Source organism: Bacteroides sp. B1-V-101 (assembly GCF_023656585.1).
GTDB classification, from domain to species: domain Bacteria; phylum Bacteroidota; class Bacteroidia; order Bacteroidales; family Bacteroidaceae; genus Bacteroides; species Bacteroides thetaiotaomicron.
On sequence record NZ_JAMOKH010000009.1, the window covers coordinates 1 to 21,196 of the forward strand.

At 38.9% G+C, this 21,196-nt stretch carries 18 protein-coding genes and 2 pseudogenes; 3 read left to right on the forward strand and 17 right to left on the reverse strand.

Features of this window, described 5'->3' with window-relative positions; all coding sequences use genetic code 11:
* Window positions 1-112: 112 nt before the first annotated feature.
* The 10 genes and pseudogenes from NBH01_RS08760 to NBH01_RS08805 form a co-directional block, all read right to left on the reverse strand.
* Window positions 113-661: pseudogene (locus tag NBH01_RS08760) on the reverse strand (penicillin-binding transpeptidase domain-containing protein); the annotation flags it as partial.
* Between the two features lie 16 nt (window positions 662-677).
* Window positions 678-1,247 carry a hypothetical protein gene (locus tag NBH01_RS08765; RefSeq protein ID WP_250700068.1) on the reverse strand — a complete coding sequence of 190 codons (570 nt, stop codon included), beginning with the start codon at window positions 1,245-1,247 and terminating at the stop codon, window positions 678-680.
* An 8-nt stretch (window positions 1,248-1,255) separates the two neighbouring features.
* The gene (locus tag NBH01_RS08770; protein WP_250700069.1) at window positions 1,256-1,591 is read right to left on the reverse strand and encodes a hypothetical protein; all 336 of its coding nucleotides are present in this window, start codon (window positions 1,589-1,591) and stop codon (window positions 1,256-1,258) included.
* An 8-nt stretch (window positions 1,592-1,599) separates the two neighbouring features.
* On the reverse strand, window positions 1,600-2,061 hold the full coding sequence (locus tag NBH01_RS08775) for a CD225/dispanin family protein (RefSeq protein ID WP_250700070.1): 462 nt from the start codon (window positions 2,059-2,061) through the stop codon (window positions 1,600-1,602).
* A gap of 10 nt (window positions 2,062-2,071) precedes the next feature.
* Window positions 2,072-2,440, reverse strand: coding sequence for a DUF2752 domain-containing protein (locus tag NBH01_RS08780; RefSeq protein ID WP_250700071.1), 369 nt, complete (start codon window positions 2,438-2,440; stop codon window positions 2,072-2,074).
* 6 nt (window positions 2,441-2,446) lie between these two features.
* Complete coding sequence (locus tag NBH01_RS08785) at window positions 2,447-2,896, reverse strand: CD225/dispanin family protein (RefSeq protein ID WP_250700072.1); 450 nt, start codon at window positions 2,894-2,896, stop codon at window positions 2,447-2,449.
* Window positions 2,897-3,497: 601 nt separating this feature from the next.
* Complete coding sequence (locus NBH01_RS08790; RefSeq protein WP_250700073.1) at window positions 3,498-4,169, reverse strand: recombinase family protein; 672 nt, start codon at window positions 4,167-4,169, stop codon at window positions 3,498-3,500.
* 85 nt (window positions 4,170-4,254) lie between these two features.
* Window positions 4,255-4,530 carry a hypothetical protein gene (locus NBH01_RS08795; RefSeq protein ID WP_196069021.1) on the reverse strand — a complete coding sequence of 92 codons (276 nt, stop codon included), beginning with the start codon at window positions 4,528-4,530 and terminating at the stop codon, window positions 4,255-4,257.
* A 667-nt stretch (window positions 4,531-5,197) separates the two neighbouring features.
* Complete coding sequence (locus NBH01_RS08800) at window positions 5,198-6,010, reverse strand: hypothetical protein (protein WP_250700074.1); 813 nt, start codon at window positions 6,008-6,010, stop codon at window positions 5,198-5,200.
* 768 nt (window positions 6,011-6,778) lie between these two features.
* Window positions 6,779-8,512: a recombinase family protein gene (locus NBH01_RS08805; RefSeq protein ID WP_016267322.1), complete on the reverse strand. Its 1,734-nt coding sequence runs from the start codon at window positions 8,510-8,512 to the stop codon at window positions 6,779-6,781.
* 60 nt (window positions 8,513-8,572) lie between these two features.
* Between NBH01_RS08805 and NBH01_RS08810 the strand changes: the two are divergent.
* Together NBH01_RS08810 and NBH01_RS08815 are read left to right on the forward strand one after the other, a co-directional pair.
* Window positions 8,573-8,917 (forward strand): annotated as a pseudogene (locus NBH01_RS08810) (alanyl-tRNA editing protein); the annotation flags it as partial.
* Between the two features lie 267 nt (window positions 8,918-9,184).
* Window positions 9,185-9,613 (forward strand): Hsp20/alpha crystallin family protein, encoded by a 429-nt coding sequence (locus NBH01_RS08815; protein WP_008763145.1) that lies wholly within the window; start codon window positions 9,185-9,187, stop codon window positions 9,611-9,613.
* 103 nt (window positions 9,614-9,716) lie between these two features.
* On the opposite strand, the gene NBH01_RS08820 is transcribed toward NBH01_RS08815, so the two are convergent.
* The 5 genes from NBH01_RS08820 to NBH01_RS08840 are packed head-to-tail and all read right to left on the reverse strand — an operon-like array spanning window position 9,717 to window position 15,597.
* Window positions 9,717-10,832, reverse strand: coding sequence for an ABC transporter permease (locus NBH01_RS08820; protein WP_225680471.1), 1,116 nt, complete (start codon window positions 10,830-10,832; stop codon window positions 9,717-9,719).
* An 11-nt stretch (window positions 10,833-10,843) separates the two neighbouring features.
* The gene (locus NBH01_RS08825; protein ID WP_225680474.1) at window positions 10,844-11,947 is read right to left on the reverse strand and encodes an ABC transporter permease; all 1,104 of its coding nucleotides are present in this window, start codon (window positions 11,945-11,947) and stop codon (window positions 10,844-10,846) included.
* A gap of 2 nt (window positions 11,948-11,949) precedes the next feature.
* Entirely contained in the window at window positions 11,950-13,419 is a 1,470-nt protein-coding gene (locus NBH01_RS08830) for an ATP-binding cassette domain-containing protein (protein ID WP_225680476.1), read from the reverse strand.
* Complete coding sequence (locus NBH01_RS08835; protein WP_225680478.1) at window positions 13,398-14,312, reverse strand: HlyD family secretion protein; 915 nt, start codon at window positions 14,310-14,312, stop codon at window positions 13,398-13,400. Before NBH01_RS08835 ends, NBH01_RS08830 begins: the two co-directional genes overlap by 22 nt.
* A gap of 16 nt (window positions 14,313-14,328) precedes the next feature.
* Window positions 14,329-15,597: a TolC family protein gene (locus tag NBH01_RS08840; RefSeq protein WP_187323688.1), complete on the reverse strand. Its 1,269-nt coding sequence runs from the start codon at window positions 15,595-15,597 to the stop codon at window positions 14,329-14,331.
* 161 nt (window positions 15,598-15,758) lie between these two features.
* On the opposite strand from NBH01_RS08840, the gene NBH01_RS08845 reads away from it, so the two are divergent.
* Complete coding sequence (locus NBH01_RS08845) at window positions 15,759-16,652, forward strand: AraC family transcriptional regulator (RefSeq protein WP_022471447.1); 894 nt, start codon at window positions 15,759-15,761, stop codon at window positions 16,650-16,652.
* Between the two features lie 3 nt (window positions 16,653-16,655).
* Here NBH01_RS08845 and NBH01_RS08850 read toward each other — a convergent pair whose 3' ends face one another.
* Entirely contained in the window at window positions 16,656-17,702 is a 1,047-nt protein-coding gene (locus NBH01_RS08850) for a mannose-1-phosphate guanylyltransferase (protein WP_225680486.1), read from the reverse strand.
* A 260-nt stretch (window positions 17,703-17,962) separates the two neighbouring features.
* Window positions 17,963-21,190 carry a carbamoyl-phosphate synthase (glutamine-hydrolyzing) large subunit gene (gene carB / locus NBH01_RS08855; protein ID WP_011107320.1) on the reverse strand — a complete coding sequence of 1,076 codons (3,228 nt, stop codon included), beginning with the start codon at window positions 21,188-21,190 and terminating at the stop codon, window positions 17,963-17,965.
* Window positions 21,191-21,196 lie beyond the last annotated feature (6 nt).

The window sequence follows — 21,196 nt, forward strand, 5'->3', positions numbered from 1 at the left end:
AAACTCCAAAGAACTCTAATAATACTCTAACGAAAAACAAGAATATAAATACAGAATCACTATAGCTTTGTTCGATTTGCTATAGCGATTCTTTTTTATACGGGTACTTTATCGGGGGCTTACAATCCATTTTAGCTAGTAAATCAAAATAGGATTGAGGATTATCACCAAAAGCCTTTTCCATTGTTTTGTAAGTTGCAATGTTAGAACTTACTGCCAATCCTTCTTGTACTGTAAGTTCACCATACCCACCTCTATTCCAATTATGGTCTTTTAGTGATCTACCATATACAGAGTATATTCCATTCCCAGTATCAACTTTATCGCTCAATTTCACCTTTCCAGATTCTAAAGCTGCAAGTAGTGAGACAGGGTGCATTAGACCAGATTCTTGTGTTATAGCAAAGTTCTCACAAGGTTGGTAGTCTGCACTATCTTTCCTAGTAAGTCCAACTAGAGCCTTAATTTGTCCTGTTTGAACTTCCATAATAATGACTTCCCCAAATTGAGCATTAATCTCTGATAGCTTATTTTCTAAGATAGAAGTTGCTTTAACTTGTAAAGTACTGTCTAGGGTGGAAATAGATTTAGTTACTTGCTGTCTAGATTGACATGATAGTAAACCTAGTATTATTGGCAATGTATATAGTAATTGTTTCATGATTAAATTAGATTATTTAGTGTGTATTTATTTTAGAACTGGATATAAATCTTTTGTTTTTATTTCTTTCTCTAATATATAATGCGAAGAGTATAATACTTGTTGCAGTTAGAATGAATATCACAGATATGCTGATAGCTATTGCAATTTGAATATGAACTTTATTGAAAGATATTATTTGAGCTTCAGCTTGAGCTTGTTCTTTAGCTTGCCTTTGTCTTTCTACAAACTCCCTACGTCTAGCTCTCTCAGCATCTTCATCATAAGGTATAGACTGGTAAGCCTTAATCTGAGCTTCTGTTCTAGTATCACTCAATCCTTTAGGTTGATTTGCTTCTTGTTCTTTAGCTTGTGCTCTCTTTTTGTAGAACTCCTTAAATTGTGCCCTTTCTGCATCTTCATCATAAGGTATAAATTTATCACCCTGTTGAGCAATAAGTACCCCACCATCTGCTCTTTTTAATGATTCATATACATTTTGATTAACTTTATCGAAGTCTTGTTTGGCGTTAATATCTCCTAAAGTGTTTAATACTACTATAATGAAGATTGCTGTTCTTAATAATTTCATTTTTCTTGTTTCCATAATCTCTATTAGTTTTCTTTTTTTATATATGTTATGATAATGTTTAGGCAAACAATAGAGTTGACTACTATATAAACCCATAATAGTGGTATTGTTCCTGCAAAAATATAATATATCCATAATCCTATAATAGCGAGCATTCCTATTGTAGTGATTGGGATTGTATCTCCATTCTCATAAAGACAAGAATAAGTTATAACTCCAATAGCAACCCAAGCATAAACAGGATTCCATAGATTCCAGTAGTCGCATAAATAAGATGTTAGAAAGCTACCTCCCAAATAGAGAGAAGAAAAGAATAATCCCAATATGATTCTTTCTATTAATTTTTGTATATTTTCCATTGACAGTCTTATCTAGGTGCAATAAATAAACTATTCGTATAACTAAAATTAGAGAATGCAATTATCAATGTAATTGTTACTGATAATAAGAATATAGCAACACTAGTTCCAAGTGCTATACCACACCAACTAGCAGCATTTTCTGAATATGTTTTAGCTTCTGCATAATTCCCCATTCTATATGCTTCACTTATTTTTAAAGCATTTACGATTCCTGCAATACCAAAAGGTAAGCAACAGAAGATAGTAACCAATATAGATTCTATTAAATAACTTTTGGGTATAGTTGGTGATGGAGGAGGAATCTCTAGCAATAAATCAGATAATTCAGATATTTCTTTTGCTTCTATCCAATTATCCAATCCAGACGTCCAAATATAGGTAGTAGGTTTAATACCTCTTTCTCTTAGTTCTTGGAGCTCAAATGGTCCTTCCTTATGTCCTTGCTCCAAAATGTAATAAGCATTCATTTTGTATGTTTCAAAGGTTAAATATGTTTCTAGTAATCCACCATAAAATAATAATGGCTAAATACCACCATATATATATATTATTGTGTATCATCATGTACAAGTTTGGTCTACTACATCTGTAGTACTCTGCTAATAATAATATTACAATTATAGGAAGTGTGAATACTAATAAAGCATTATAATGGAATGCTTTCAAGACTTCTAAATGCAACAAACTATGTATTGCTCTTTGAGAACCACATCCAGGGCATTGTAATCCTGTTAGAAGTAAGAAAGGACATTTAGGAAAGATGCTATAATTACAAGGATCGTAAAAAAAGAAAATTATAATTAGTACTAATAGAGTTATAGCTATCCCAATATTCTTTCGTTTCATTATCGTCTAATAATTTGCACCTATCAGTATATAAATACCTAAAACCATAAGGTAAAGTACCCAGAAAATCAACATAGAAAAGAGTCCCCAAAGTGTCCACTTCTTTGCTTGTCTAGAATGATTTAATGCTTGTTCATATTGCCCACTATAATAAAGTGTTTCTATTTTTGTAGCATTAACTATACCTATAATTCCAAAAGGCAAACAGCAGAAAATAGTAACTAAAATAGATTCTACTAACCAAGTTTTAGGCATAGTATTAGTATTTACTACTACTGGTGGCTCTGGTGGTAAACTGGAAAGTAGATTAGATAATTCTGGAACTTGTTTTGCAGGTTTCCAATCAGGCAACCCTACTGTCCACACCATTGTGTTTGGAGTAATACCCTTATTAGATAATTCTTCTATAGAAAATGGTCCTTGCTTGACATTGTTAATTAATATGTGAAAGTCCATAATGTTTTTATTGCGCTTACCTATTCCCTTTAGTAAGCAGTCATAGTATTAGAAGCATAGGGAATATAATAATGGCTGTTTTGATTTGTGTGCTATTATAATGCTTCATTGATTGAGCTTCGAAATATAATAATTAATATCGATATTATTACTAACATTTTAGGATAAAAAACTTTAATGCTGAAATTAATTCCAATTGGTAATTAGAATTTGAACCTCTTAAATAGGTAAGTTTCTGTTTCATAATCTATTATCGTTTATTATGCCTACCTGTTCCCTGTAGTAAGCTATTATAAATAGGAAAGGTGTGAGAACTAATCGCATATCTGTTCCAAGGTATCGCCAAACACCCCAACTACAAATACACAACAGTTGCCCACACCAAAACGATATATAGACTATCAATGATAGGTATATAACATTAGTGTGGGCGTTGTGCATATCCTCGTAGTTGTAAAATTTTGGCGAATTTCTGGAACAAGGATAATGCAAAACGCCTTTCGTTAAATTAATATGTCCTCCTATTACTAGGATTGGCACAAAGATAACGAAAGCGTCTGAATTGGCAAGAACTATTGTTCATTAAATGTTGAGGCTTGTATTAAGTAAGCTCAGCTTTAGTCAGTAATCGTTTCACTTGTACTATCTGGAACTTACATCCCTTAGAAGTAACGAACCCTTGTTCATTAAGTAGGTTTGTCATTTCAGATAGCGACTTTCCTTGTAATACTAAAGAACGTAATAAAGCGATTGCACGCATATTATTAGGATTACTCTCAGCTTTAGCCTTATTCGTTTTAGCGCTGTTACTGATTGCTTGCTCAAACTTATTCATCAAGTTTTCAGACTTTCCCAATTTAATGCCTCTAGCTTTCTTGGCTTGTAGGGATTGTTTGGTGCGTTGACTAATAAGGTTTGCTTCATATTCAGCGATACTACTAATAATATGCAGTATCAATCTGTTTGCTTGTGGAAAATCACAGAATACAATCTCCACATCGCTTTCCAATAACTTAGAAGTAAATGCGACATTCCTAGATAGCCTGTCTAACTTGGCAACTATTAAAACAGAATTAGTTTTCCTGCATAATGCTAGTGCTTCCATTAGTTTAGGTCTATTTGACTTCTTACCAGATTCAGTTTCTACGAACTCAGTAATTAGAGGATTGTCTTTTAAGTGATTCTTAATAATTTCTCGTTGTGCTTCCACTCCTAAACCAGAAACCTGCTGTTTCATTGTGGACTGTCTTAGATATGCTACGAATGTTTTCATCTCCATTTTACTTAGTAAGTTACAAATACTAAACGACCATTTAGCTTATGTAAGTTGAGTATCCAATAAAGGATACCCAACCAATTTAAAAGGGTCTGTTACCATACTTGTAATCTAAGATAGAATTGCATACCCTATTATAAAATGAGAATCCACAACCAGTACAAAAATAGCTTTCGTAAATAGCTGCATATTCTCCTTGTTGTATGTTATCACTATCTAAGCAAAAATCAAACTTATGCAACCAATACATTAATGCTTGCAAGCGTTTGATGTATTGTAAGTTGTTCTCACAATCACACAACTTTTCCTGTAATGTAGTAATATGATTTACTGCATTGGCAATTTCTTTTCTATTCATAACATTCTGCTATTAATGATCACTAGAATTAAGTAAACTAACTATAATGATTCCCATTTCTGATTCTTCATAAGCTAATTCCTTTTCTTGTCTTTGGTAAATTCTATGTAGTCTCTGTAAGTTATGCTTTTAGAATGGTTTTCCTTTGGTTGCTTGAATAAGCCAATCACACATAATAATAGTATAAGCATACCTCCTACAGGACAAATGGCAAAACATAGTCCAATAGCTAAAAGAAGAAAGATGATAATTCCAATTTCCTGCATAAGCTCTAATTTTAATAATGAATAATAAGTGAATTTTGAGTAAATGAGAACTTAAATAAGAAAGTCCATTAATCAGTCTAGAAAGTACATTCCACTAGTAAGTCATTCATAACATTGCGCTATGATGAACTAAAATAGGTACTACTTTCAGCGATTGATTCTATGGACTTTCACGTATAAGTTTCCATTTATCTCAATTCTAGGTGGGGGGCTTAATAGGTTACAATAAACGTGCTTGAGTAATACTTGTGCTGTTTTAATTTAGTCTTTAGCTATTTTACATAGATAAACTAGTAGAGGAAATAACCTTTAATATTAAAAGGTAGGGGGTGTTAATTTAGGTGGTATTATTATATATCCTCATATAGTATATGTAGTAATAAGATATACTATTTACTTAACTATAAAATAATATTAGATTCTATTTTATCTTTCTTTTTACTCTTTCTTCCAATAGTACCATTAAGCAATTTTCTCATAAACGCACGTATATTCTTGACGCCTTCAAAATTATTCTTCTTATACTTCTTGTAAATCATACATTCCCTAGATAGAGGACTATTATTACTTTCATTAACCATAATCATGTGGTCAAACATTGCTTTGACCTTTTCTACATAATCTTGTTTAGGCTTGTCAATCATTAAGCCTTTGGCTTTTAAAATCAGACAGTCGTCAATTTCATCTAGTAAATCTAAATCCTTTAATTGCTCTATGTATTGACTAATAGTATTATGTCCCATGTGAATATGCTCTTTCAATTTCCTCATGGATGATAATTTGATAATATAACTATGTGGTTCTGTTACACTGAACAGTTTTAGTATGAATCCTCTTAGTTTCAAATTTAGGGTATTGTAATTATCATAAAATTTTCTATGTATTCTTCTGTAATTACCTAAACTTACTTTATTAAATCTGTACATAGTCCAATGCCTATCTTTCTGTTTGGAATCTATATCATGTATGCTGACTTCCTTTGTTGCTCTTAGTTTGTCATTGAAAGACAATGTACCTTTACTCTTCTTATAATTATCAGGCTCTTCTCCTACAAAACCTGCAAGCTGTTCTAATGTAGTATTAGTTTCTAAAGTACATTTATCTGCTGTTAGTAGTAAGGTATAAGTCCTGTACACATCTGAACAATTTAGATTCTGAATCAGATTATTGCTCATTACTGTGTACTCCTTGAATGGAAGTTTCGTGTCTTTCATAAGGCAAACGCTCAATATGTTTATTTAAAGTAATCTGGTTTGTCTTTAATAAGAATCTCATATTAGTGGAACTTAGTCTGTTCACTTTTCTTAATTCGCTTAGTCTCTCATAGAAATTATTATTGTAATACCACATAATAATTGATTTGTGTATTATTACTTAGCTCACCTATTAAAAAGTTCGTAAGAACTTTGCAGATAGGCTATATGGAATGTAGTATCTAGGAATGTAGACAGGGGGTGAATAAGCACGCTCTAAAAAGGGAATAAGCACACCCTTATAATCTGATAATATCAGCTTCTTATCTGTGATTATTAAATACTTAGTAAGCCAATTTCTGTAATGGCACATATATAGTGTAATGTCTTCCATTTCTATGTACCTTGCGTCTCATGTAGCCATTAAATTGTGCCCACATTCCAATCTGGAACTTATTATCTGGTATGTTGTGTTTTAAGGCTTTAAGTCTGATTTCTTCAAAGGTAAATTCTTCCATATTAAATTAGTTAAGGTTAGATTATTGCTAATACGAGTAACTTGGTGGAAAATAAAGAATCTGGGATCAGTGAATCGAAGTAATACAAAGATACTGAACTTTTGGGGAGCGACCTAATGGTTAACTCGTAATCTTAGAAAATAGACTAGAGATATTTCTAAGATAAAATAAACGCATTAAAACTTAACTATAAATAGAAAAATAAACATGCAATATTTTATATTCAACGACATATTACATATTTTCATCATTACAGTAACTTAATTGGGAATTAATTATTTACCATTTTTGTACTCGAAAGTTTCTTGACATATCCATATTTATCCATTATATTCCACACATCTTCATAACTATATTCTCCAAAAATCTCTTCATTAAACAAATTATTATTATTTGATGTTACACTAAAATCATTAACTAAATCTCTTACTATCTCTGGAGCTTTAAATGGATTATTAAATGTAACAGTTGCATCATCAACAATACAATATGATTTATTTGCAGAAACTGTACATACCAAAATATTGTATCGCAATCCAATCTTCAATTTAACATGTAACAATCGACGATTTGTGCCATAATTGTAAATAAGTATAGTTTCAATTAACTGATTACACACTTCCTTCTTTTCTCCCAAGCTCAAATCTCTAATAAGATATTTAGAGAAATCATAATCAGCCACTATAATATCATTCAAAAGTAAGTTTTTAGCTTTATACTCGTTTATAATTCCTTCTAATCTCAACTTTTCAGATATTAAACTCGACTTTTGTTCTGCAAATTCTTCATCACTAAACAATTCTTTCAAATAGGCTGTACCCAATCTATTTATTTGAGCTATAATATTCGCAATATCTTTCTGTAATTCAAGTATAGTTGTCTCATTTTGAAACAATTCTAATTTACATTTTTCCTTTTCTTCCAAACATTTTTCTTTAAAAGTATTATATGTATAAACATCCTTTACAGCTTCCCAAACAATAAAATCTGCTATTTCAGCTTTAATCGAACCATTTTTACAATAAACTCTATTATTTACGTTAGCTCTAATATCTCCATCTCGATATTCTCGTTGTTTATTATTATTCCCTATCACATAAAATTTCCCACATACTCCACAGACTAATAATCCTCGTAATAATGTTATTATCTCCTTACTTTTATCTTGTTGACTTCGATTAAGAATTGCTCTATTTCGACATTCATCATATAATTCTTTACCAATAATAGCAGGAGCATCAAAATATCTTATTTTTTTCTCAACAGGAGATTCTTCTGTCTTTTTCTTTATTATATTTTCCAATTTACCTTTACCATAATAAACTGTATTCTTCAATAACTGACTTATTGTACCCTTAACCCAAACAATATCCTTTCTCCTACTTTTTAATGGAACTCTATTAGCATTAAATATATCTGCAATGTATTGAGTATCCTTTCCATCTCGATACAATTCAAAAGCCTGCTTTACATATTTTGCTTCTTCCTCTTTAATGTAAAGGTGTTTATTTTCCAAATAATAACCAAATGGTGCAATATTAGTATAACTATGTCCCTTCAATAACGCATTTTCCTTCCCAGACTTCATCATAGCCTTTCTATTTTCAGCATCCATTTGTGCAAATACTCCTAACAAATAGAGATACATTCCAGTCAAAGCATCCAATTTGCCATCATCACCAAGCGTTATAATATTTCTTTCCTTAAAATGTAAACATATTCCTTTTTCTGCAAATTCATTGACCAAATTAATAAAATCAATAGCTCTCCTCGACAATCTTGTAATATCCCAGATAAAAATTCTATCAACATCATCTTTCGTTAATTTACGCATCTCTGATAGTTGTTCTCTAATATCCATTTTCAATACAGCAGATTTCTTTTCTTCAAATACATGAATTATTTCAAAATCCATCATTTTAGCAAAAGTTCTAAGTTCAACTTCTTGCCTATCATAATTTTGGTCTGTTGTAGATACTCTTAAATAAATTGCTGCCTTCTTCATATTCCATACTATTAATGCAGCAAATATAAGTTGTTTTTCATAAATGTACAATAGTAATTGAAAAAAAAGAGTAAGTGCGACTATATTCTTCCTGCTTGTCCTACAGATGAGGAGATACAAGCGATAGAAGATAAGGTAAACGAAGTTATCAGTCAAAATCTGCCCGTAACTGTTGAGTTTATGACTCATGAGCAGGCTAAAGCCATCGTAGATCTGAGCAAACTTCCTGCTGACGCCAGTGAGACTCTTCGTATTATACGCATAGGAGATTATGACGCCTGCGCCTGTATAGGGTTACACGTGTCCAATACCTCAGAAGTAGGAACCTTCAAAATCATCAGTCATGATTACGATGAAGAAAGACAAACTTTAAGATTAAGATTCAAACTCATTGATAAGAAATAGATTATCAAATTAATATCTATATTATATAAAATAAATATATCGCGATTACATTTTGTCACCAAACAGGCAAAATTGGCATTATTAAAATGACAAATAGACATTTTTAGTCTCAGAATTCTTTTGGCATAAGGTTTGCACTAATAGCAGTGAACGACGGTTCGAAAGCAGACAGTAAGAGTCGGGATGCTCCCCTCTGCGGAAAGCAACGAACCGAAATTCAAGAGTGAATAAACCGAATGTTTAACTAAAAGATAGGAGACTAAGATTATGATGCCTGTTAGAAGAACTCAAAGTTGGTTACCAAGTATTTTTAACGATTTCTTTGATAACGATTGGATGGTAAAAGCAAATGCAACTGCACCTGCAATCAATGTTTTTGAAACAGAAAAAGAATACAAAGTTGAACTGGCTGCTCCGGGAATGACAAAAGAGGACTTCAATGTTCGCATTGATGAAGACAACAACCTCGTTATCTCCATGGAGAAGAAGACTGAAAACAAAGAAGAGAAGAAAGAAGGTCGCTATCTACGTCGCGAATTCTCTTATTCTAAGTTTCAGCAGACCATGATTCTGCCGGATAATGTAGATAAAGAAAAAATTTCCGCCGCAGTAGAAAACGGGGTTTTGAGCGTCCAACTTCCTAAGATTTCTGAAGAAGAAGTGAAGAAGGCCGAAAAGCAAATCGAAGTAAAATAATACAGTAACCACGATTCATCCCAAGGGGTGAAAACAATAATAAAAACAGCTCTTTTCCAACCAATAAGGATAAGAGCTGTTTTTTATATAATCAAATTCTCAACTATTGATTTTTCCGATAACTGATCACCGCCCAGGTATTGAACCCCAGTGCAAAAAGAAACAAGACTCCTATTTCAGACAGCAGTTCCAACAAGCTGCTTCCTTTGAGGTATACCATACGCATTCCTTCCATAAAGTACTTCAAAGGATTGAAATAAGTGATCACCTGTGCCCATTCAGGCATACTGCTCACCGGAGTGAATAATCCGCTCATCAACATCAGAATCAGCATAAAAAAGAACATTACAAACATAGACTGCTGCATAGTTGCCGAATAATTGGATATAACGAGCCCAAAGCCGGACATAACAAATACAAACAAAATCGCCAAAAAATAAATCACGATGAAATGCCCTACAGGAGTTATTCCATAAAGCAACCAGGCTAACAAAAAGCACAAAGTCAATACGATAAAGCCTGTGATCCAGTAAGGTAAAAGTTTAGCCAGAATAAAAGTAAATTTCGGTACAGGAGTCACATTAATCTGTTCGATCGTTCCTACCTCCTTCTCACTAACCACATTCAGGGCGGGCAAAAATCCGCATATCAAAGTCAACAACATTCCCATCAAAGCAGGAATCATATAAAGTTTATAATTCAGATTCGGGTTAAATAATCCCTGCATATCGATACGAATGGAAGGGGCACTGCCCGACGCAGATACGGCATCAGGATATTCTGCACGTAACTCGGCTGCATAGTTATTGATAATAGTGCCCAGATAAGAACTGCCCAGCCCTCCTTTCGTTCCATTTACCGAATTGGCTGCAATCAGTATATGGGCTTCTCCTTTGTTCATCCAGTCCCGCTCCAGGTGCCTAGGGATCTCCATTATAATATCCGCTGTTCCCAGTTCAATATTCCGTAATCCATCCTCATAAGATGCCGGTACTTCCGTCAGACGGAAATAGGTAGAAGCCGCAATCTTATTTACCAGCCGCTGAGAAATCACCGAATGATCGTTGTCTACAACATTCAGCTGGATATTCTTTATTTCCATATTCACAGCCCAGGGCATCAGCAACATGATCATACAGGGAAAGATAAGAATCAATCTCGGCAGAAACGAATTGCGAAGCAACTGTTTAAACTCTTTTTCTATCAGAAATTTTATCATAATAAATTCCTTTATTCCAATCGATATTTAAATTTCCTGATACTGATGGTAATAAGCACTACTGCCATCAGCAACAAAATACCAATCTCTTTAAGTACCAGCACAACCGGCACTCCTTCAATCATCAGTTTGCGTACAGCCTGAATATACCAGCGGGCGGGAATAATGTCCGATATGGCCCGGAGAATCACCGGCATACTTTCTACCGGAAAAATCATTCCGGACAAAACCATGGTGGGCATCATCAATATCATTCCGGATGCCAGCATGGCCGCCACCTGTGTACTTGTCACGGAAGAAATCAGTAAGCCCAAAGCCAGCGACACGAAAATAAAGAGCAAAGACACTATCACCAGCCAAAACAAACTCCCCACTACCGGCACATCCAGTACAAAGACTGAAAGCAGCAAAATGGTTGTCAGATTGACAAAAGATAAAACAAAATAAGGTACCGCCTTGGCCAGCACGATAAACAATGGTTTTACCGGAGATACCAGCAATACTTCCATCGTGCCCGTCTCTTTTTCACGAACTATGGAAATAGAGGTCATCATCGCGCAAATCAGCATTAAAATCAATCCCATGACTCCGGGCACAAAGTTGTAGGCACTCTTCATCTGCGGATTATACAGCAATTTGACATCCGGAGTCAAACGCGAAACGAACACATTGGGAGGCAACATCTCCTGTCCTGCCGAAGAAACAATGCTGGCTGCATAATTACTCTGCGAGGTAGACATATTGGGATCGGTTGCATCGACTATCAGCTGCACACGGGCATCCCCCGTATAAAGTCCGTCGGCAAAACGCTCTCCAAATACAATTGCCATATCTATCTTATTTTTCCGGAAGGCAGTTTCCATCTCCTGTGGAGAATGAAAACGGGTGGTAACCGTGAAATATTCACTCGCATCCAACCGGTCTATAATTTTCCTTGTCACCACATCATTCGAAGGATCAAGAACTGCCAGCCGGACATTCTTCACTTCCGTACTGATAGCAAACCCAAACAGAATAATCTGCACGACCGGCATTCCCAACAGGATCAGCATAGTACGCCGGTCACGAAAAATATGATAAAATTCTTTCTTTACGAAAGCAATAAATTGTTTCATAATCAATCCGCTTTACGCACCGCATGGCGGGCAAGTTGTTGAAACACATCATCCATTGTCTCCACACCAAACTGTTCTTTCAGCCGGGCCGGCGTATCCAGTGCCTTGATCTGGCCGTCCACCATAATCGATATCCGGTTGCAATATTCCGCTTCATCCATATAGTGTGTGGTAACAAATACAGTGATTCCACGATCGGCAGCCTGATAAATCAGCTCCCAGAACTGCCTGCGAGTAGCAGGATCAACTCCTCCGGTCGGTTCATCAAGGAAGACTATTTTCGGCTCATGGAAGATGGAGACAGAAAAGGCCAGTTTCTGTTTCCAACCCAAAGGAAGTTTTTTCACCAACGTATCTCGTTCGTCTGCAAATCCCAGGCGTTCTAACAATTCATCTGTCTTTTCTTCAATCTCCATCTCCTTCATCCCATAAATTCCGGCAAAGAGACGGATATTCTCCCAGACTTTAAGATCCTCATACAAAGAGAATTTCTGACTCATATATCCGATATGCCTTTTGACTTGTTCGGCTTCCCGAAAGATGTCATAGCCTGCCACCTTTCCTACTCCCGAAGTCGGACGACTCAATCCGCAAAGCATACGCATCGCAGTCGTCTTACCTGCTCCATTGGCTCCAAGAAAACCGAAAATTTCTCCCCGCTGCACTTGAAAAGAGATATGATCGACTGCCGTAAAATGTCCGAAGGATTTGGTCAGCTGCTCCACCTCGATAACAGGAGCTGCCATCTGTTGCGCCTCCTCCCGTTCCAAGGGTGGCGGACAAAGAATGGAAGCAAACTTCTGAAGAATCCGTTCGGGCGTATCGATTCCGTGCACCTGCCCGTGATTAATAAAAGCAATCCGGTCGCATTGACGAGCCTCATCCATAATAGGAGTGGAAACAATGATCGTAATCCCCTGTTTTCTCAAATTACGGAGCATCTGCCAAAATTCTTTCCGAGACACAGGATCTACACCCGTAGTCGGTTCATCCAGAAATAAAATATCAGGTTTATGAATCAGGGAACAGCTCAATGCCAGCTTCTGCTTCATACCTCCCGACAAAGCGCCTGTCCTTCTTTTTTTAAAAGGCTCGATCTGCTGATAAATATCTTTAATCAAATCATAGTTTTCCTGTATCGACGTATGAAATACCGTAGCAAAAAATTCCAGATTCTCTTCTACGGAAAGGTCCTGATAAAGCGAGAACCGTCCGGGCATATATCCTACTTTCGTACGAATCTGTTTGTAATCCGTCACCACATCCAGTCCGTTGACAGTTGCCGTACCTTTATCAGCCAACAGTAAAGTGGTCAGGATGCGGAATAAGGTACTCTTCCCCGCCCCGTCAGGACCGATCAGCCCGAAAATTTCTCCCTGCTCTACCGCAAAAGAAACCTCTTTCAGTGCCTCTACTTTCCCGTAGCTCTTGCTGATTTCCTTTACAACGACTATGGGTTCTCCTTTTTCCATACCACACCTCCATACATACCAATCTTCAACGAACCGTCATTTTTCACGGCAATCTTCACTGCGTATACCAGATTGGCACGTTCATTTTTAGTCAGAATCGTTTTGGGGGTAAACTCCGAACGGTCCGAAATCCAAGTGACCACACCGGGATAGGCTTTCTGTTCCGAATTTCCATAATCGGAATACACCGTCACTTTATCCCCCAATTTCACTTGGGACAATTGCTCTGAAGTAACATAAGCCCGCAAATACATCCGGTCTACCTCACCCACTTTAAACAACGGTTTGCCAACGGATGCCAGTTCTCCCGCTTCCGCATATTTTGCCAGTACCGTACCTTCAATAGGCGACTGAATATGGCACTTGTTCAACTGGTCTTCTACCTGTGCCACTTGTATACTGACCGAATTCCCCTGTTCCGTCAGACTGTTCGTACTCTTCATCAATGAGGATTCCTGAGCAATCAACTGCCGCTGAAGCAAGGTTACCTGTGCATCCCAGTCATCCAGTTGTTTCTGATTGGCAGCTCCGGCAGCAAGCAGGTTCTCTACCCGCTTCTTTTCCCTTTGCGCTGTAGTAATTTGCTGTTTGGTAGCGGCTATCTGTTTGGCCAGATCGGGACGCTGGCTTTCCACCGATTTCATGCTTGCTTCCAGTTGCAACTTTTTCAGATATAGCTGGACAGTATCTACCAGCCCTACTTCTTCGCCGGCTTTCAATCTTGTTCCTTCTTCCACTTCCAGTTGCAGCAGTTTTCCCGCCGCTTCGGCGGAAACGATCACTTCCGTAGCTTCAAAGGTTCCTGTTGCATCATAATCGGGCGTTCCGTTTCCACAGGCAGAAAGCATCCATACTGCCATCCCGTATATTCCTATTTTTGTCATTCGTTTCATATCTGACAGATTTTTATTAATGATTAGTAGTATATTTCAATTGATAGATACCCATCAACCGTTGAATCTCATGCATTGCCTTCGCCTGACGGGCAAGACTCTCATTCGTGAGTTCTCTGAGCATTTCTGTCACTGTCAACGTACCATTCGCTACTTTGGCTTCCGCAGCCCGACGAATATTCGTACGCAACCGGATAATTTCATCATCATCCTGCATCTGCTTCTCCAACGAACGGACAGACTGATCCTGCTGCGTCATTTCCAGTCTCGTATTAAAAAGAAACACATCCCGATTGCTATCCAGTTGCTGCCGTTTGTTTTCAATCACCCGACGGTCATTCTTCAACGTATACAGACTTCCGAAATTCCATGAAAGCCGGATACCTGCAATATAATAAGGAGAAAATTCATTCTTCAGCATATTTAATCCCGGATTACCGTAAGCTCCCTGCACAAACAATCCGAAATGAGGAAGATGGCGCACATTCAAGGCTTTCTCTTGTACCTGCAAACCGGCTCCCTGTGCGTCAAACCACGACAGTTCCGGTCGGCGAATCTCACTGACAGCCGACAGTTCGTTTTGAGGAACAGGCTTCTCCAATACTGTCTCCGTCGAAAGCACCTCTCCCATCAATAACGAAAGCATCTTCAAATAAGCCATACGGGAAGAAGTCAGTTCCACTCTCTTCTGGCGGGTATTCAATTGCTCCACTTTCACAGCATCCAGATCGGCCTGATTGGCTATTCCATTGTCCACATAAGCTGTAATCTGACGGAAGTTCCGTCCCAGTTCATCTTGCAGCAAGGCATTCTGAGCCAACTGCTCATCCAACATAAGAATTCCAAAATACAAATCATTCACACGGCCATTCAACGCATACATATCGACGTTCAACTTTTCCCTGTCAATCTCCGCTTCCGCCGTAGCCTTTTTCTTCTGCATCCGGATTCCTCCGCCATCCCATATCTGTTGCTGTAACTCCAGCATCACCTGATACTGGTCTTTGGCCATCCCTTTGATATCCACACCGGGAATGGCAATGGGTAACTCCGTCACATCACTTTGATAAGACGCCTTTGCCGAAAGAGCAAACTGAGGCAAGTATCCCCTCGCCGCATTTTCCAGATTATATTCTTTCGTCTTCTCCACTAAATCATATTGACGCACCAACGGATAGTTATCCTGCGTTTTTTGCTGACATTCTTCTAGTGTTATATGCCCGGTCTGCCCATACATTCCGGGCATGAACAGTAAAAGCGAAAGACTAAAAATAATTCTTTTCATACGCATTTTTTCTATGAATTCTTCAAAAGACAAAGATAGACCTTTAAGTAATAGTTTCACATTCTGATAGTTGGAAAATATGTCCCAATAGTTCGATTCATCCTAAAAAAAGAGAAGATTCAAGGGCTATTTCTTATCTTTGCCGGAAAAGAACTGAGAAAATGGAACAGAAGAAACCGATGGAATTAGGCCTCCAACTGTTGAAGGATATAAATATAGTACGTCACAACGAATTTCGCTTCATCAATGCCGAATTCGGATTTGTGACAAGTTTCTCTAAAATGGAAACGACTATCTTCAGTGTCGGACAACCGTACCGGCTACAGGAAGGCCGTATTGCTATTGTCACTAATGGCTCGGCACGTGTTTTAATCAATCTGATCGAATATATTTTCCTGCCCGACCATATATCCCTGATAGCTCCCAACTCTATCATACAAATCATAGAAGTATCTCACGATTTTGATGCTCACATGATGGCAGTAGACCTGAACTTTCTGCCGATATCCGGAAAGGAAGAATTCTTCACCCATTTCCTCCAACAAAAGAAAAATCTCCTGTTTCCACTGTCTACCGAAGAACAAATACAGATAGAGAATTTTGTGACGGTCATGTGGAGTGTATTGCAAGAACCTGTATTCAGAAAAGAGGTCATTCAGCATTTACTGGTAGGATTACTATATAATATAGAGTATATAGCCAAAAGCAAAGGGCAGGCCGAACTCAGTCCATTAACCCATCAAAACGATATTTTTCAGCGCTTCATTTCTTTGGTCAACACCTATAGCAAGACAGAGCGGAATGTCAGTTTCTATGCGAATAAACTTTGTCTCACTCCCCGTTATCTGAACACTGTAATCCGGCAAACCAGCCAGCAAACAGTAATGGACTGGATAAACCAGTCCATTATACTAGAGGCTAAAGTATTGCTAAAACATAGCAACCGCCTTGTTTATCAGATATCAGATGAATTAAACTTTCCCAATCCGTCTTTTTTCAGCAAGTTTTTCAAACGAATGACCGGAATGACGCCTCAGGAATATCAAAAGAATTAAGGATTACTTTGAAAACTCCTTTATCCGCTGTTCTTCATCCAGTTTACAAATCAACAGTGTATTATCTTTCTCAGCAATGATATATCCATCCAGACCCTGAATAACGACCCGTTTCTCTTCACTGGTATGTACGATGCAGTTCTTGCTTTCGTACAAACGGACATCGGCCCCTACCGTAGCATTTCCGGATTTATCTTGTGGCAACAGTCCGCGGAGCGCTCCCCAGGTCCCCAAGTCCGACCAACCGAAAGAAGCCGGAAGTACATAGATTTCCTGTGCTTTTTCCATTACGGCATAGTCTATGGAAATAGCTTCGCAGGTAGGGAACAGCTTTTTAATCGTTTCATTTTCCTTCTCCGTATAGAAATCGGGGAAAATACGATCGAAGATTTGCGCTATGCCCGGAGCATATACACGCATCACGGAAGTGATAGTACGCACATTCCAAACAAAAATTCCTGCATTCCAGAAGTAGTTACCCTCGGCCAGATATCTGTCGGCAGTCTCCCTGTCCGGTTTTTCCTTGAATGCATCTACCGTAAAAATCTCTTTATCAGTCATGATCTGATCTCCGGCAGCAATATATCCATATCCGGTTTCCGGGCGAGTCGGTTTGATACCCAGCGTTACGATAGCACTGCTGTTGTCAGTAAAACGAAGTGCTTTCTCTACTACCCGGCGGAATTCACCTGTATTGATAACCAATGCATCCGACGGAGTCACCACCACATTGGCGTTCGGATGTTTTTTCTTGATTTTCCAGCAAGCATAGGCGATGCAGGGAGCAGTGTTTCGTGCACAAGGCTCTGCAAGGATATTGCTTTCAGGAATCTCCGGCAATTGCTCCCGGACGATATCAATATATTTCTCGGACGTCACTACCCACACATTTTCCCGTGGACAGACGCCATCAAAACGATCAGCAGTCAGTTGAATCAACGTACGCCCGCATCCCATTACATCAATAAATTGCTTGGGACATTCCGGTGCACTCATCGGCCAAAAACGACTACCGATGCCACCAGCCATAATTACGATATGATTATCCATGCTCATATTACTCCCCTGTTTTAGAATATTTGTGAAATAATTGCGCAATTTACACCAATTTGTCCAATCATGCAACTTATAGACATTAAAAAAAGATAGTGACACTATACAGGAAGGATAGTGTAAGCATACTGACAGGATAGTGACACTATCCCATGCTTATAGTGACACCATCCCAAAAACAGAAATTCATAAAAAAAGCCGCCCCCGAATGCACGGGAACGACTTTTCCAACTTATTATACAACAATTTATTATTTCTTACTTATACTCTTCCCAGCTCTTGATGGCAATATCATCAACGGTCATCGTACAGAAAGCATTGATAAATGCACTTGCCAGACGGGCGTTCGTTATCAACGGCACGTTCAGGTCGATAGCCGCGCGACGTATTTTATATCCATTGTCCAGTTCTCCGGCAGTCAGGTTCTTCGGGATATTGACTACCATGTCAATTTCCTTATTATGAAGCATTTCCAATGCCTGCGGATGTCCTTCTTCACTCGGCCAGTAGACAAGCGTACTTTCAATGCCGTTCTCAGCAAAGGTTTTATGAGTACCGCCGGTTGCAAAAAGTTTGTATCCCTTGTTTACCAACATACGTGCTGCATCCATCATATCAGCCTTCTGCTTCATTGTACCCGTAGAAAGCAGGATGTTCTTTTTAGGAATACGGTAGCCGACAGACAGCATGGCTTTCAGTACGGCACAGGAAGTGTCACTTCCGATACAGCCGACCTCACCTGTAGAAGCCATATCCACTCCCAATACAGGGTCAGCTTTCTGCAAACGGTTGAAAGAGAACTGCGAAGCCTTAATTCCCACATAGTCCAGTTCAAAGAGATTCTTTTCCGGTTTCTCCACAGGAAGACCCAGCATCACTTTGGTTGCCAGCTCAATGAAGTTTATCTTCAGCACTTTGCTGACAAACGGGAAAGAACGGCTGGCACGCAGATTACATTCGATTACCTTAATATCATTATCTTTTGCCAGGTATTGGATGTTGAACGGACCGGAAATATTCAATGCCTTGGCAATCTCACGGCTGATGCGTTTGATGCGACGGACAGTTTCCACATACAACTTTTGCGGAGGAAACTGAATAGTAGCATCACCGGAGTGTACACCGGCAAACTCAATATGTTCGCTGATTGCATAGGCTATGATTTCACCATTCTGCGCCACAGCATCCATTTCCACTTCCTTCGCATGTTCGATAAACTGGCTTACTACCACCGGATGTTTCTTTGATACATTGGCAGCCAGTTTCAGGAAACGTTCAAGCTCTTCCTGATTGGAGCAGACATTCATTGCAGCACCCGAAAGCACATAAGACGGACGGACAAGAACCGGGAAACCGACTTCATCGACAAACTCGTTAATATCTTCCAGCGATGTCAACTCACGCCAGCGTGGCTGGTCTACACCGATACGGTCGAGCATTGCAGAGAACTTTTCACGGTCTTCGGCATTGTCGATGCTCTGAGCACTTGTTCCCAGTATGTGAATGTTCTGGGCATCCAGACGTAAAGCAAGGTTATTCGGAATCTGACCACCGGTAGATACGATGACACCATGCGGATTTTCCAGTTCAAGAATATCCATTACCCTTTCGAATGTCAGTTCGTCAAAGTAGAGACGGTCGCACATGTCATAGTCTGTAGATACCGTTTCCGGATTATAGTTGATCATAACACTGCGCCAACCTTCCTTGCGAATGGTATTCAGAGCCTGCACACCGCACCAGTCAAACTCTACAGAAGAACCGATACGGTAGGCACCGGAACCCAATACGACGATGGATTTATGGTCACCCAGATAATGTACATCGTTTGCCACTCCGCTATAGGTCAGATACAGATAATTGGTCTGCGCCGGATATTCGGCAGCCAGTGTATCGATCTGTTTTACCACCGGAAGGATACCGGCAGCCTTACGATACTTGCGGACATACAGGCTTCCATTTTCCATATCACCTTCATAACCAATGGCTCGGGCAATCTGGAAATCGGAAAAGCCCTGAACTTTAGCCTTGCGAAGCAGTTCCACAGGCAGATCGGCAATCTGTTTATGATTATTTCCCCATTCGTGCATTTCTTCCGAAGTCTTCATTATATTCATCAACTTCTGAAGGAACCATTTGTCAATCTTCGTCAGTTCATGCACCTGATCGATGGTGTATCCTGCACGGAAGGCTTTTGAGATCACAAAAATACGTTTATCGGTCGGTTCGCGCAGTGCTTTGTCAATATCAGGGATTACTAGTTCTTTGTTTTCCACGAATCCGTGCATTCCCTGTCCGATCATACGGAGGCCCTTCTGAATAGCTTCTTCAAAAGTACGTCCGATTGCCATCACTTCACCTACCGACTTCATGGAAGAACCCAGTTCCTTGTCTACACCATGGAATTTTCCCAAGTCCCAACGTGGAATCTTACATACCACATAGTCCAAAGCCGGTTCGAAGAAAGCAGAAGTAGTCTTTGTCACCGAGTTCTTCAAGTCGAAGAGTCCGTAGCCGAGTCCCAGTTTGGCAGCCACGAATGCCAACGGATATCCGGTTGCCTTAGAGGCCAGGGCCGAGGAACGGGAAAGACGGGCATTTACTTCGATGACGCGATAATCTTCCGATTCGGGGTCGAAAGCATACTGTACATTACATTCGCCGACAATACCGATGTGGCGGATGATACGGATAGCCAGTTCACGAAGTTTATGATATTCACTGTTGGTCAGTGTTTGAGACGGAGCAATAACGATAGACTCACCGGTATGAATACCCAGCGGGTCAAAGTTCTCCATATTACAAACTGTAATACAGTTGTCAAAACGGTCGCGGACGACTTCGTATTCTACTTCTTTCCACCCACGAAGCGATTTTTCCACCAACACTTGCGGAGAAAAAGAAAAGGCTTTTTCTACCAGTACATCCAGTTGCTCTTCATTGTCACAGAAACCGGAGCCCAGACCACCCAGCGCATAAGCCGCACGGACAATGACCGGATATCCCAGTTCCTTCGCTGCACGACGGGCATCTTCCGCATTTTCTACGGCTTCACTTTTAATGGTCTTGACATTGATTTCGTTCAGTTTCTGTACAAAGAGTTCACGGTCTTCCGTATCCATAATGGCTTGTACGGGAGTACCGAGTACTTTTACATTATACTTTTCAAGGATTCCTTCTTTATATAAAGCAACTCCACAATTCAGCGCGGTCTGTCCGCCGAATGCCAGCATAATACCTTCCGGCTTTTCCTTCTGGATTACTTTCTCTACAAAATACGGAGTGACCGGAAGGAAGTAAATTTGATCTGCCACTCCTTCGGATGTCTGTACGGTAGCAATATTCGGATTGATAAGAATGGTTTCAATCCCTTCTTCTTTCAAGGCTTTGAGTGCCTGCGAACCGGAATAGTCAAACTCACCGGCTTCACCGATTTTCAAGGCACCGGAACCCAGCAGCAATACTTTTTTTATATTTTCTTTCATGATAGT